General features: G+C 65.2%; 11 protein-coding genes. 2 read left to right on the top strand and 9 right to left on the bottom strand.

Annotated features, from left to right (window positions below):
- Nucleotides 1–41: 41 nt before the first annotated feature.
- Genes ACCQ06_RS13830 through ACCQ06_RS13840 form a run of 3 tightly spaced genes read right to left on the bottom strand, consistent with a single transcriptional unit; the run spans nt 42 to nt 5,097 of the window.
- Nucleotides 42–1,421 (bottom strand): purple acid phosphatase family protein, encoded by a 1,380-nt coding sequence (locus ACCQ06_RS13830; RefSeq protein ID WP_228325519.1) that lies wholly within the window; start codon nt 1,419–1,421, stop codon nt 42–44.
- On the bottom strand, nt 1,418–2,536 hold the full coding sequence (locus ACCQ06_RS13835) for a phytase (protein WP_316686453.1): 1,119 nt from the start codon (nt 2,534–2,536) through the stop codon (nt 1,418–1,420). Before ACCQ06_RS13835 ends, ACCQ06_RS13830 begins: the two co-directional genes overlap by 4 nt.
- Nucleotides 2,536–5,097: a TonB-dependent receptor gene (locus tag ACCQ06_RS13840; RefSeq protein ID WP_316686454.1), complete on the bottom strand. Its 2,562-nt coding sequence runs from the start codon at nt 5,095–5,097 to the stop codon at nt 2,536–2,538. The genes ACCQ06_RS13835 and ACCQ06_RS13840 overlap by 1 nt, the downstream gene beginning before the upstream one ends.
- A 151-nt stretch (nt 5,098–5,248) precedes the next feature.
- Between ACCQ06_RS13840 and upp the strand changes: the two genes are divergently transcribed.
- A complete protein-coding gene (upp, locus tag ACCQ06_RS13845; protein WP_104616614.1) occupies nt 5,249–5,881 on the top strand; it encodes a uracil phosphoribosyltransferase in 633 nt (210 codons plus the stop codon).
- A 430-nt stretch (nt 5,882–6,311) separates the two neighbouring features.
- On the opposite strand, the gene ACCQ06_RS13850 is transcribed toward upp, so the two are convergent.
- On the bottom strand, nt 6,312–8,057 hold the full coding sequence (locus tag ACCQ06_RS13850) for a glycoside hydrolase family 9 protein (protein ID WP_316686459.1): 1,746 nt from the start codon (nt 8,055–8,057) through the stop codon (nt 6,312–6,314).
- A 438-nt stretch (nt 8,058–8,495) separates the two neighbouring features.
- On the opposite strand from ACCQ06_RS13850, the gene ACCQ06_RS13855 reads away from it, so the two are divergent.
- Nucleotides 8,496–8,759 (top strand): hypothetical protein, encoded by a 264-nt coding sequence (locus tag ACCQ06_RS13855; protein WP_104616581.1) that lies wholly within the window; start codon nt 8,496–8,498, stop codon nt 8,757–8,759.
- A 215-nt stretch (nt 8,760–8,974) separates the two neighbouring features.
- Here the strand turns inward: ACCQ06_RS13855 and ggt are convergent, their stop codons facing one another.
- The 5 genes from ggt to rsmD form a co-directional block, all read right to left on the bottom strand.
- Nucleotides 8,975–10,771, bottom strand: a complete 1,797-nt coding sequence (ggt, locus tag ACCQ06_RS13860; protein WP_316686462.1) for a gamma-glutamyltransferase — start codon at nt 10,769–10,771, stop codon at nt 8,975–8,977.
- Complete coding sequence (locus ACCQ06_RS13865; RefSeq protein WP_104612443.1) at nt 10,768–11,052, bottom strand: YfhL family 4Fe-4S dicluster ferredoxin; 285 nt, start codon at nt 11,050–11,052, stop codon at nt 10,768–10,770. Before ACCQ06_RS13865 ends, ggt begins: the two co-directional genes overlap by 4 nt.
- Nucleotides 11,053–11,283: 231 nt before the next feature.
- The gene (locus tag ACCQ06_RS13870) at nt 11,284–11,781 is read right to left on the bottom strand and encodes a hypothetical protein (RefSeq protein WP_170068679.1); all 498 of its coding nucleotides are present in this window, start codon (nt 11,779–11,781) and stop codon (nt 11,284–11,286) included.
- 46 nt (nt 11,782–11,827) lie between these two features.
- Nucleotides 11,828–12,334 (bottom strand): pantetheine-phosphate adenylyltransferase, encoded by a 507-nt coding sequence (gene coaD / locus ACCQ06_RS13875; RefSeq protein ID WP_104612441.1) that lies wholly within the window; start codon nt 12,332–12,334, stop codon nt 11,828–11,830.
- Entirely contained in the window at nt 12,331–12,954 is a 624-nt protein-coding gene (rsmD, locus tag ACCQ06_RS13880; protein ID WP_316686472.1) for a 16S rRNA (guanine(966)-N(2))-methyltransferase RsmD, read from the bottom strand. The genes coaD and rsmD overlap by 4 nt, the downstream gene beginning before the upstream one ends.
- Nucleotides 12,955–13,001: the final 47 nt, after the last annotated feature.

A 13,001-nucleotide genomic window follows, 5' to 3' on the forward strand; every position in this document is an offset into this window, starting at 1 on the left:
AACCGCTATGCGTCATCCCCCGTTCTTGCGCCCTGCCCGGCTCACTCCCAGCAACGGTCCGCACGGCCCTTGAGCGTGGCGTTGCGCGGGCAATCGCGTGGCGCGATGCGCCCTTGCTCGTGCTCGATCAGTCGCTTGGCGCCGTGCGCGTCGCGCTGCAGTTCGAACGCGTCGTACAGGCGGCCGGTGGCGGTGCGCGATTCGTAGACCAACTGCTGGTTGTCGATGCGCAGCACCTGATACAGCTGGGTGTCTTCGCCCACCGGGCGCATGGTCTTGCGCGCCATGTCCGAGAGCCGGTACTGCTTGGGCCCGGCGACCGACACCACGAAGACCGGCGTGGCCTGCCCGGCCTGGTCGCCGCGCCGGCCGTAGGTGTGGTCATGCCCTTGCAGCACCAGATCCACCTTGTGCCGGCGGATCACCGGCAAGACCTGCTCGACCAATTTTTCGTTCTCGCGATCGGCGCGCGGCGAAAAGAACGGCTGATGGATCAGCACGATCGACCAGGGGTGCGGATTGTCGGCCAGCACCTTGTCCAGCCATTGCGCCTGCGCCGGCCCGGTGCCCAGGTCCAGCACCGAGGTGCCATCGAGCACGGCGATGCGCACGCCCTGGTAGTCGAACCAGTAGCTGGTGCGCGCCGTGGCCGACGGCCCGTTCCGCGGCAGCGCGAAGGTTACCGGCCAATGGCTGCCCAGGGTGCGGGTGGCCTGCGGGGTCTCATCGCCCTCTTCGTGGTACTCGTGATTGCCCGGTGCCGGCGCCACTGCGGTGCCTTCCAGCAACCAGCGCCCGGCTTCGAACCACTCGGCCCATTCGTTGTCGTCCTGGCCGTCCTTGCCGCTGACCAGATCGCCGGCAAACAGCGCCAGCCGCGCATCCGGCGCCGAGCGCCAGGCCTGGCGGATCACCCGCGACACCAGGCTGAGATTCTTGTTCTGGGTGTCGCCGAAATACAGCAGCGTCAGCGGTGTCTGCGCCGTGGCCGCGGTGCGGAAGTGATTCCACGCGCCCCAGGTGTCATGACCCTGCACACGGTAGGCGTACAGCGTGTCGGGCTTGAGGCCGTCGATGTCGGCGCGATGATGGTGCGAGCTGCCATTTTCGCTGCTCAGCGTGGCGGTGCTGGCGCGGATGCGCCGCGGCGTGCCGACGTCGGGCGAATCGCCGGCGATCACCAGCTCCAGCCACGGCTGATCGACGCTGGCATCGGTGCGCCAGGCGACCGCGAAACCGGTCGCAGCGTCCTGCGCGGGCGTGGCGACGATGCGGTCCGGGAAGCCGTCGGCCACGTAATGGGTGGACCCGGCCGGCACCTGCGTATTCGGCTCGGCAGTGCGCTCGGCGGCCAGCGCGTGGCTGCCGGCAAGTGCCATCAACGACAGCGCTGCGTAGCACGCGGTACGCGCGGTGCTCATGGTGCGCAGTCCTTCAGGCGCAGAGTGCGTGCGATGTCGCGCCAATCGAACGCGGCCACCGCCTGGTCGTCGTGCAGCGCGTAGAACACGCCGCCGGGGAAGCGCGCATCGCCGCGTTGATCCAGCCACACGCCATCGGTATTGGCGGTGACGCGGCCGGCGAAGGCGCCCACGTGCGCCAGCGTCTTGCGATCGAACACCTGGAACACGCTGCGATCCTTGAACTGATCGGTGGCGATCCAGTAGCCGCTGCCATCGGCGCACTGCAGCAAGGTCAAACCCTCGGCCTGCGCCTTGAACAGCCCGGCGCCCACATCGCGCCCGCGATAGCGCCCGTCCATGCCGTACTCGCGCAACTGCGTGCCCACCGCCACATCTTCTTCGGCAATCAGCAGCCGCGCATTGGCCTCATCGCCAAACACCGATTCGGCGATGCGCACCGCACCGGCTTCGGTGGTGTCGCCAAAACTCTGCGTCAGCCGTGACTGCCAGCCCTGCCCTGCCGCATTCAACTGATAACGACGGAAGCGTTGGCCCAGCTCGGCCAGCGGCGGCGGCTGGTCCTTGTTGGCCGGCGACATGTAGTTGTCGCTGACCACCACCTCGTAACCGCCGTCATGCTTGCGCACCCACAATCCGTAAGGCTCGCGCAAGTCGTCCTGGCCGAACGCGGTCAGCGGTTTGAACTCCGGCAGCGAAAACACCTGCACGCGGCGGTTGTCGCGCTCGACCACGAACACCAGATCATCGACCACCGAAATCCCGTTGGGCCGATCCAGCTTGCCCAGCGCCTTGCCCTTGCCGCCGACCACGCGCAGCCGCTTGCCGCTGTCGCCATCGAATACCACCAGCGCATGCGTGGCCTTGGCCGTGGCGATCACCCAACGGCGGCCGTCGGGCGCGATCCAGCTGGCCGGCGAATCCAGATTGTCGGACGGCGTCAATGCGGTGATGAAGGCTTCCGGCACCACTTCATGCGCCACCTTCGCCTCGCTGAGCATGGGGTCGGTGAGCAGCGCTTCGTCGGCTTCGCGGTCGACCGGCTTGGTCGCACAGCCTGCCAACAGCAACGCGCTCGCAAGCAGTGTGGAGTGCAGCAATACGCCGGTCCGCATCACAGCGCCACCTTCAGGCCCAGCGCATAGGTGCGGCCGTATTCTTCGTTCTGCAGCGTGCGCGAGGGCACGCCCTGGTACAGCTCCAAGGGTTCATCCAGCAGGTTCTGCGCTTCCAGATACAGGCTGACGTGGCTGTTGAACTGATAACTCATGCTGACATCCAGCTGGGTGTGCGGGGCGACATAGATATCGTACGCGCGGCTCTGGCCGATGGTGTCCAGATATTCGCTGCGATACACCGCCGCCACACGTGCGCTGAAGCCGTATTTTTCGTAACCCAGATGGCCGCTGTAGATGCGCTTGGACGAGCGCGGCAGCATGAAGTCGTCGCCGGCGCGATTGCTCAGGCCCGGGTCGAAGTCGCTGTCCAGGGCGGTAGCGCTGGCACCGACCAACACGCCGTTCCAGCCTTCGGGCAGAAAATCCAGCGTCTGCTGCCAATTGAACTCGGCGCCGCGCACCTTGGCGGTGTCGCCATTGATCGAGCGCGTCACCTGCAGGCCAGGAAATTCGGCATCGGTGGTGCTGATGGTCTGCACGATGTAATCGTCGATCGACTTGTTGAACACGCCCAGCGACACCAGCCCGGTGCTGCCGATGTATTTTTCGAACGACAGATCCAGATTGGTGGAACGATACGGGTTGAGGTCCGGGTTGCCGATGCTCACGTCTTCATCGCCGCGGTTGATGCTCACCCGTGGCGACACATCGCCGAACGATGGACGCGACAAGGTCTTGTTGGCTGCAAACCGCAACACCCAATCGTTGCCGCTGTCGTAACGCAGGTGCAGGCCCGGCAACACATTGGTGTAGCTGCTGGAAGCTTGGCGCGGCGTTACCGTGGCGGTGCGGCCGTTTTCGGCCACGTCCACCTGATTACCGGTGGCGTTGAACTGGGTGTTCTCCACGCGGACGCCGGCAATCATGCGCAACGCCCCGATATCCCAGGTGCCCATCGCATACGTGGCGAACACGTCTTCGCTCGCGATGTAATCGTCCTGCAGAGAGGTCTGCACATTGCCGCCCACATCCTGCGGACGTGCGCTGTACAGACCGCCCGACGCCCGCCAGTAGCGGCGCATGCCGTCCGAGCCGATGCTTTCGCCCAAGGTGCCGCCACGGTGCTCCGGTGCGGCGGTGGTCCAGCTGCTCAGATCGATCGCCGGGCCGCGCCGCAGCTCCTGTTCGTTGACGTCCACATCGCGTTCGCGCCAGCGACCGAGCACACCCATCTTCAGGCTGGAATGTTCGCCGTCGAAGCGCACATTGACCTGCGCGCTGTGCTCGCTGTCGTCCACCGTCTTGGGCGCCAGCACGAAGCGGTCGAACACGAAGTCCTGGTTGCTCTGCCATCCGTTATCGGAGAAACCCAGCCGCGGGATGCCACTGCGCTGATCCACGGTGGCCGACAGGTCGTCGCCGTCGTAGTCGAAGCGCGCTTCCATCTCATCGTTCACCCGCTCGGTGGTCTTGGTGTAGCCCACCTTGTAATCGAGCGTGGCGCTGCTCAGGCGGTTTTCGCCGCCGAAACTGATCGCCGTGTTGTCTTCCTTCTTGGTGCGGTAGCGCACGCGCTTGGCGATGCTGTCTGCCGGTAGATCGGCCACGTTGTAGGTGCCATCGCCGTTGGCGCTTACCTGCCCATCGGCCAGGCCGAAGATGGTGCGCTGGCGCGTTTCGGCATCGTCGAAACGGCTGTACAGCGAGCGCAGGTAGTAACGGTTGTCGGCATCCGGGCGCCAGTCCAGATTGAGGTTGGCGCCCATGCGGGTGCGCTCGATGAAGTACTTGCGGCGCTGCACTTCGCCGGCAAACAGGTCATCGGCAGCGCCACCGTCGAAGCTGTCGTACGCCACTTCTGTGTTGTCCGATTCGAACTCGCGGTCCTGATAGTTCACACCCACCGCCACACCGAAGGTGCCGTTGTAGATGTCGCTGTAATTGAACGCGCCCTTGGGGCTGGTCTTGCCCGACAACGACTGATGGCTGCCTTCGATCGAACCGCGCAGCGTGCGCCCGTCGCGATCGAACGCAGAGGTGGATTCCACCTGGATGGCGCCGCCGATCGAATCGCCCGGCATGTCCGGCGTGGGCGACTTCACCACTTTCAAGCGCTCGGTGGAATCGGACGGAATCACATCCAGCGGTGCCGAGCGCGTGCCGTCTTCGGGCGTGCCCATGCTCATGCCGTCGATGGTCACGCTGTTGAGCGACGAATCCAGGCCGCGGATCACCACAAAGCGGCCTTCGCCCTGATCGCGGGTGACGCTGACGCCGGGCAGGCGCTGCAAGGATTCTGCAACATTCTTGTCGGGGTAACGGCCCATCGCATCGGAGGCCACTGCATCCTGGATCGCATCGGACGCGCGTTTGAGATCGACTGCGCGCTCCTGCGCTTCCAGCTGCGGGCGCACTTCCAGCCGCTCCAGATCGATGGCCGCCGCACCGCTGGCTGCGCCGGATGCAGCAGCAGCCTCTGCCGCCTGTGCCTGCGGGCCCCAGCCGGCGGTTGCCAGCGTCAGCGTGATCGCCAGGCAGAGCGGAGTCTTGTTCAACACGAGTGCTTCCCCAATCGGTTAAGAATGGGTGCACACACTATGTCTACGACGTTTCACCGACATGACATATGCAAGCCCGATCACACCCGATGTGTGGCAGCGCCACGCATGGCTGCGGCACACTGTGCGCCTCTCCCGTCTGTCGCTGCCCATGAAAATCGTCGAAGTCCGCCACCCTCTCGTCCAGCACAAAATCGGCCTGCTGCGCGATGCCGCCTTGAGCACCAAGGGCTTTCGCGAACTGGTCACCGAGCTGGGTACCCTGCTGGCCTACGAGGCCACGGCCAATCTGGACACCGAATCGCATGTGCAACAAGGCTGGGCCGGCCCGGTGAACGTGCAGCGCATTGCCGGTGCCAAGATCACCCTGGTGCCGATCCTGCGCGCCGGCTTAGGCATGCTGCCAGGCGTACTGGCACTGATCCCCGCCGCGCGCGTCAGTGTGGTCGGCCTGCAACGCGACGAAGAAACCCTGCAACCGGTGCCCTACTTCGAACGCCTGACCGGCCGCCTGGAAGAACGCGACGCGCTGATCCTGGACCCCATGCTGGCCACCGGCGGCACCTTGATCGCCACCATCGACATGCTCAAGCGCGCCGGCGCCCGCCGCATCAAGGGCATCTTCCTGGTCGCCGCGCCGGAAGGCCTGAAAGCGCTGGAAGCCGTGCACCCGGACGTGGAGGTCTACACCGCAGCCATCGACGACCACCTCAACGAAAAGGGCTACATCCTGCCCGGCCTGGGCGATGCGGGCGACCGGATTTTCGGAACGCGGGTGGAGTGAGTCTCTTCATCGGACAGATCAAAAGCTGATGCGCGCTGGACGATCGCCGATCGCACTGCAACAGCGCTGGTGAGGGAATCGGCGGCTTGAAGCCCCTCTCCCCTCGGCGAGAAGGCTCCGCTTGCGCGCCATTGGCGCGCGCGCTTTGGAGCGCCCGCGCTGCAAGCGCGGGCCAGGGGGCGCAGTGGGGGTTGAGGTGAGGCTACGTCAGCGAGGACGTAGGCGATTCACCGCTGCCGGCGCGTAGCGACGCGTTTGTCATTCCAGGCATCGGCAGGTTGCTGAGGCGCCCCTCATCCGGCCCTTTGGGCCACCTTCTCCCGAGGGGAGAAGGGACAGCCCCCCCTGCGCACGCGCCTGAGATAGCCACTAAATACAGTGATAGAGCTGCGGCCTGATCGTGCAGCTTGCTAGAAACCTCAGGCATCCATCAGCGCGTCGAGGCCTCGATGGCCGCACTCACATACACCAGCGGCGCATTCCAGTTGATGGCGACTTCATTGCTCGCGTAACTGCAGGCGTTATCCAGATACGACAGCGCCGGCAACGTGGACGGATACGCCACCTTGCAGTCCTTGGCGTCCTGCTGGCCCGGCTGCGGGCCGCCGGCCAACCAACCCGGCACCGGCGCGTCGATGCCGTCGGCCTCCGAGGGGCGATGGTGGATATGCATCGGCGTGCGCTGGCCTACTCCGGTGACGAACGACAACCCCAGCGGATTACGCCCCAGGATGTAATCCAGATGCGATTGCGCGGCATCCAGCGTCGTCCGTTGTTGGGTCAGGCGATAGCCCTGCAACAGCATCATCGCGCGGTTGAGTACGGCGGAATTACTGCCCCAGACGAAATCCTTGTCGGTCATGGCCAGGCGCCACGGCGATGCCTGCCATTGCTCGGTCAACTGCTGCGCCAGACCGGTGATCTCAGCCGTGATGCGCGCACGATCCGCATGCGCGGTCAGCGTGTCGCGGTGCGCGGCCAGCGACATCCACGCCAGCCCGCCCAAATTGCTCCAGCCCGGCACGCTGGCCGGCACGTTGCGCGCCAGCATCGCATCGTAGAAACTATCCTCGCGGGTGGTGACATACAACTCCGCCGCCGCCCACGCGAATTCGTCGTCGACCTGCGCATCGTCATAGCCGCCGGTCCGCACATCGTCGGGCTGGCGATAGATCACATCCGGATGCTGCTGCGCCCAGCTCCAGGCATGACGCGCCGCCTTCAACATGCGCGCCGACACACCCGGATACTGCTTTTCGAACGGCGCATACACACGGCTGGCCGCTGCCATTACCGCTGCAAAATCCAGCGTGGCCGCCGTGGCCTTCATCACCACGTAGCGTTGCTGCTTGGCCTGATCGGGCATTACCAGACCGTCGAACTGCTTGTCGGTGAGCTTGTGGTACACGCCACCATCGGCCGGGTCCTGCATGGCCAGCATCCATTCCAGATTCCACCAGGTTTCCTGCAGGATGCCGGGGACGCCGGGCGCGTCGTTGGGGATGGTCAGGGCCTGCGCCTTGAACAGCGCCGGGTAGTGCTCATAGGCCGCCAGCAAGGTGTAAGTGCTGATGCCGGAGTTGACGATGTACTTGTTGTAATCGCCGGCGTCGTACCAGCCCTTGGGTGCACTGATCACGCTATCGGCCGGACGCGTGGCCGATGCCGCGGATGGGTGGATGCGTACCTGCGTGTCCGGATGCCCGGCCGCACGCGCATAGCGCCCGGCGAACTGCGCCGGCAACGCGGTGCTGGCGCGATTGAAATAGAACGCCTTGAGCGAGGCATCGACCACCGGCTGATACGCATGCGCATCGATCGGGAATGCATCCGAGGCCGGCAACCCATCGATCTTCAACCGGTAGGTGCCCGGCGCACGCACGCTGGAGAAATCCGCCACCCGCGCCTGCTGCCCGGCCGGCGACCACAGCGCTGGCGGTTGCAACGTGCCTTTCAGCACCGTGCGGCCCTGCGCATCTTCGACCGTGAAACGGTCCGCGCCTGGCGCCGCGCCCTGTGGCAACCCGACCACCGCCAACTTGGCCGAGCCTGGCAGATAGCCGAGTTGATTGACGTGGATGGAGCCGCCAGCGCCATCCGAAACGGACTCGGCGGTACAGGCGGTCGATGGAAGTATCAGCGCAGCGGCGGTCAACAAAGCGGAGAAATTTTTCATACGCCATGGTGGCCGCACTGCAACGCCACGACAAGCCCGACCCTACCGAAGGCGGCCGCAACTGAGCCACATCACGCCAGCCGTTGCATCGCATCAGCGAATGAACTCGCCAACCGGCGACCTATTTCTCTGCGACAGAAGGGGGCCGGCCCAACCGAATCACACGGGTCAGCCGGGATCGTATTTTCCGTTGCAACGTACTGCCAGCCATGTCGCAGTCTTTCAGTGATTGCACCGGATTGACCGGCCCGCGTTCGGGTCAGCGGCATCCACGACGGGAGCATCTCCAATATCCCATCGAATCGTCTGCAATTGCACTCGTTTAGGCCAATCCCGCTTGTCCATCGCCAGCTAACGTGGCTTGGCCTCGATGCACTGCATCCGCCACGAATGCAGCGAGCGACGCCCTTTCATTCCATGGCCTTAAAGGACAACCCAATGAACATCATCGACAGCAACAAAAAACCAATCGCACCTGGCTCACTGGACCCTGAGCAGCACCAAGCCAAACAACGTGGAATGACACGCTGGAAGCCGTTCCTCGCCGGCAATACGAATCCGGACGTCTATCTACTGGACGGCAAGCTGGTAGTGCGCCTGGTCGACAGCGTCGTCGATAAAAAGAAAGGCGACGACGACTACGACGACACCTATACCGTCTATCAAGCCAAGGATGGACATTATTACGGACTACTGAACTAGAGCAGCTAACACAGCTGCCGTGCAGCCGCGGGGCGGGCGCGGCCGGTGCTCGGTGCGGCGTGTCCCACTCGTGCGTTCCGGTTACGAGCACGCCATGCGCACCCACCCAACGACTGCTTGCCAGGTTGCGTTGCTAGCCCGCTCTAATGCTGATCGCTGTCATGGCACGTCATAAAACGCAGAAGGCAGGCGCTAGCCTGCCATCTGCACTCGGATCATTTTGCAGCAGCGCTCGAAGCGTTCTGCGCATCCAACTGCACCTGCGCCTTGCCCACCGGGTTACGCGGGTCGCTACCGCCGCTGAGCACATTGCTGCGCTTGTCCCATTCCACGGTCTGCAGGTTGCCCCACACATGGCTGGACCCGCGCCCGCCTTCTGCAGTATCGCCGGGCAGTTTGAGCGCGTGGCCCATCGCCTGCAGGCCCTTGGCGGTCGCAGGTGAGAACGCGTCGGTTTCGGCATCGATGACATCCGGCAGCCACTGGTGGTGATAGCGCGGCAACGCGCTGACCGCCTGCGCATCCAGCCCTGCGTCGTAACCCAGGATGCCCAGCAATACCATGGTGATGATGCGGCTGCCGCCCGGTGTGCCCAGCACGATCGCCTTATCGGCAGATTCCATGAAGGTGGGCGTCATCGAGCTGAGCATGCGCTTGCCCGGCTTGGGGGCGTTGGCCGCGTAGCCCATCACGCCAAAGGCGTTCGGCGTGCCCGGCTTGAGCGCAAAGTCGTCCATCTCGTCGTTGAGCAGCACGCCGGTGCCCTTGGGGATCAGGCCCGAGCCGTACAGCAGGTTGACGGTCTGGGTGGCGCCGACGCGATTGCCTTCGCCATCGATGATGGAAAAGTGCGTGGTCTCGTCGTCTTCCAGCGGCGTGGGGTTGCCCGACAACAGATCGCTGGGCGTGGCCTTTTCCGGGTTGATGGTGGCACGCAGGCCTTGCGCGTAATCCTTGCTGGTCAGCACGCGCTGCGGCACGTCCACAAAGTCCGGGTCGCCCAGAAAGAACGTGCGGTCGCGGTAGGCACGGCGCATCGATTCCACCACCAGATGCGTGCGATGCACGTCATCGAGCTTGTTCAAGTCCCAGCCTTCCAGAATCTGCAGCATGGCTGCCAGCGCAATACCACCCGAGGACGGCGGCGGCGCGGTGGTGATGGTCCAGCCGCGATAATCGAACTGGATCGGCGTGCGCTCTTTCACCGTGTAACCGGCCAGCTCCGCCGCAGTCCAATGACCGCCCGCCTGCTTGACGCCGGCGATCAGCTTCTTGGCGGTCTCGCCCTTGTAGAACCCGTCGAAACCCTTGTCGCCGAGCAGCTGCAAGGTGTGCGCCAACTCGGGTTGCTTGAAGGTGTCGCCTTCGGCAATGGGTTTTCCGCCGCGCAAATACACTTCACGCGTTCCGGGATAGCGCTCCATCACCTCGCGCCGCGAGGCGTAACCCTTGGCCATGCGCGCATACACCGGGAAGCCGTCGGTGGCGATGCGGATTGCCGGCGCCAGCGATTGCTTGAGCGGCAGCCGGCCGTGCTTGGATGCCAGCTCCACCAGCGCGGCGGGCAGACCGGGAATGCCGGCCGACCACGGCCCGTTGACCGAGCGGTCGCGGTCCAGTTCGCCCTGTTTGTTGAGGAATTTTTCCGACGTGGCCGATTCGGGCGCGTATTCGCGCGCGTCCAGCATCACGTCCTTGCCGGTCTTGGCATCGTGCAGCAGAAAAAAACCACCGCCGCCCAGGCCCGAGCTGATCGGCTCGACCACTGCCAGCGTGGACGACACCGCAATGGCCGCATCGAACGCGTTGCCGCCCTCGCGCAGGATCTGCAGCCCGGCATCGGTGGCCAATGCATGGCCGCTGGCCACCGCCGCACCGGGCGGATGCGCGGCGACCGCAGCGGGCGCGCCGGCGGAAGGCTTGGCGCCATCGGCGGACCAGGCCGGCGGTGCCAGCACCAAGGCCAGCAACAGCAGGCCGCGTGTCGAAAAACGTCGGGAGAAAGTGCTCACGGGACGGGAGGCTCCTGTTCGTACAGTTCGGGGTGATCGCGCTGCAGCTGCATGAGCTTGGCCAGCAATTGATCGTGGGTTTCCGGAATGTCCGGATCCGGGTCGATGCACTCGACCGGGCACACCACCACGCATTGCGCCTCGTCGAAATGGCCCACGCACTCGGTACAGCGTGCCGGATCGATCACGTAGATGGTTTCGCCCATCGAGATCGCCTGATTCGGGCATGCCGGTTCGCAGACGTCGCAGTTGACGCAGAGCTCGTTGATTTTCAGCGACATATCAACGACACCATGCGATGCGGGGCAGCGCGGTTCAACTGCAGGCGCTGGAACGCAACGTACTGCTGCAGGCGGGCGCACATGGCGCGAATCAACCAGGGGACAACGCCGTGGGCGCTGTCGGACATCGGCCTGACACGGCCGGCTCCGGTGCCGTGCGAAGTCAGCATGCTGCTGGCTCCGCACGCCGGGGCCGGGTGCGCCCTCCCGCGCATCCGGCCTGGTACGGCATTACTTGGCTTCAACGAAGGTGTATTCCGCGCCCTTGGGCTGGACGATGGTCTGCACGCGCGCATTCTCGGCGGCATCGCCGATGAACAACACGCGCACGCCCTTCATCGAATCCGGCTGCACGTCCTTGAACGCGGCCTCGATCAGGTCGGCCATCTTGGTGGAGGCGGACGAACCGAAGGCCAGCATGTTGCCCGGCTGCACGCCACGTGCCAGCGCGGTCTTGACGCTTTCCAGCTGACGCTCGTAGCTGCCGGCGAACTCGGCATCGGACTCCGGCGGCAAGTAGTACAGGAACGGGCTGTTGGTGGTGGCGCCCAGGTTCTGGCCGACCACTTCCTGCAGGTACTTCTTCCAGCCGGCGTTGTCGTCCTTGGCCGGGGCCTTCAGCGCTGCCGGGGCGGCAGCGGCGGTCGGCGCCGGCTCTTCTTTCTTGCAGGCGGTGACCGCCAGAGCGGCGATCGAAGCGAGCGCCAGAGCGCGCATGGTGTGTTTCATGAAACTCCTCCCTTTGAAAAGCGTGGTGATGGAACGACAGATGAGATCAGGCCTGCGCGCGGGACTCGCGCACTTGCCGCAAGGCTTCGACCACCGAGGCCGGCACGAAGCCGGAAACGTCGCCGCCCAGCCGCGCAATCTCGCGCACCAGCGACGACGAAATGAAGCTGTATTGCTCGGCCGGGGTGAGGAACAGCGTTTCCACTTCCGGGATCAGATGGCGATTCATGCTGGCCATCTGAAATTCGTATTCGAAGTCGGACACCGCACGCAGGCCGCGCAGCAGCACCCCGGCCTGCATGTCGCGCACGAAGTGCGCCAGCAGCGTATCGAAGCCGCGCACTTCCACGTTCTTGTGCGCCGCCAGCGCTTCCTGTGCCAGCGCGACGCGTTTTTCCAGCGGCAATGCCGGGCCTTTGGACGGGCTGTACGCCACGCCCACCACCACGCGCTCGAACAACGGCGCGGCACGGTTCACCAGGTCGATATGACCATTGGTGATCGGGTCGAAGGTACCGGGATAGACGGCGGTGCGGCTGCTGGCCACGCTCATACGGAAACTACCGGGGCTGGATCGCCGTTCAGTGTAGCAGCGGCCCGGCGATACAGCGCATAGCGCACCTGCCGGGTGCCGCCCTCGCGGTGCAGGTGCCAGCCGGCCGGCAGCTGCAGCGCGGCGTCGGCCGGCGCTTCCAGATACAGCCAGGCCTCGGCGGCCAGATGCGCGGGCAGGCGTTCGAACACACTCGGCCACAGACCGGCCGCGAACGGCGGGTCGACGAACACGATATCGGCCTGGGCCGCAGGCGCGTGCTCCAGCCAGCGCAGCGCGTCTTCCTGCAGCACCTGCACCTGATCGGCCGCGTCCAGCTTGGTCACCAGCTCACGCAACCGCTGCGCCAGGCCTGGATCACGCTCGATCAGCGTGGCATGCGCCGCGCCGCGCGAGACCGACTCCAGCCCCAGCGCGCCGGAGCCGGCAAACAGATCCAGCACACGCGCACCGCGCAGGCGCGGCATCAGCCAGTTGAACACCGTTTCGCGCACGCGGTCGCTGCTGGGGCGCAGGCCCGGCAGGTCCGGCACCGCCAACCGCGTGTTGCGCCAGCGCCCGCCCACGATGCGCACCTGGCCTTCGGCGCCACGCGGCGCCGGCCGTTCCGGGCGGCTCATCGCAACGCGCCTGTGGCAGGCGGACGACGGCGTAACACAGGTGGCGC

Origin of the sequence: Xanthomonas sp. NCPPB 4467 (assembly GCF_041475665.2) — a bacterium.
Lineage (GTDB): Bacteria > Pseudomonadota > Gammaproteobacteria > Xanthomonadales > Xanthomonadaceae > Xanthomonas > Xanthomonas dyei.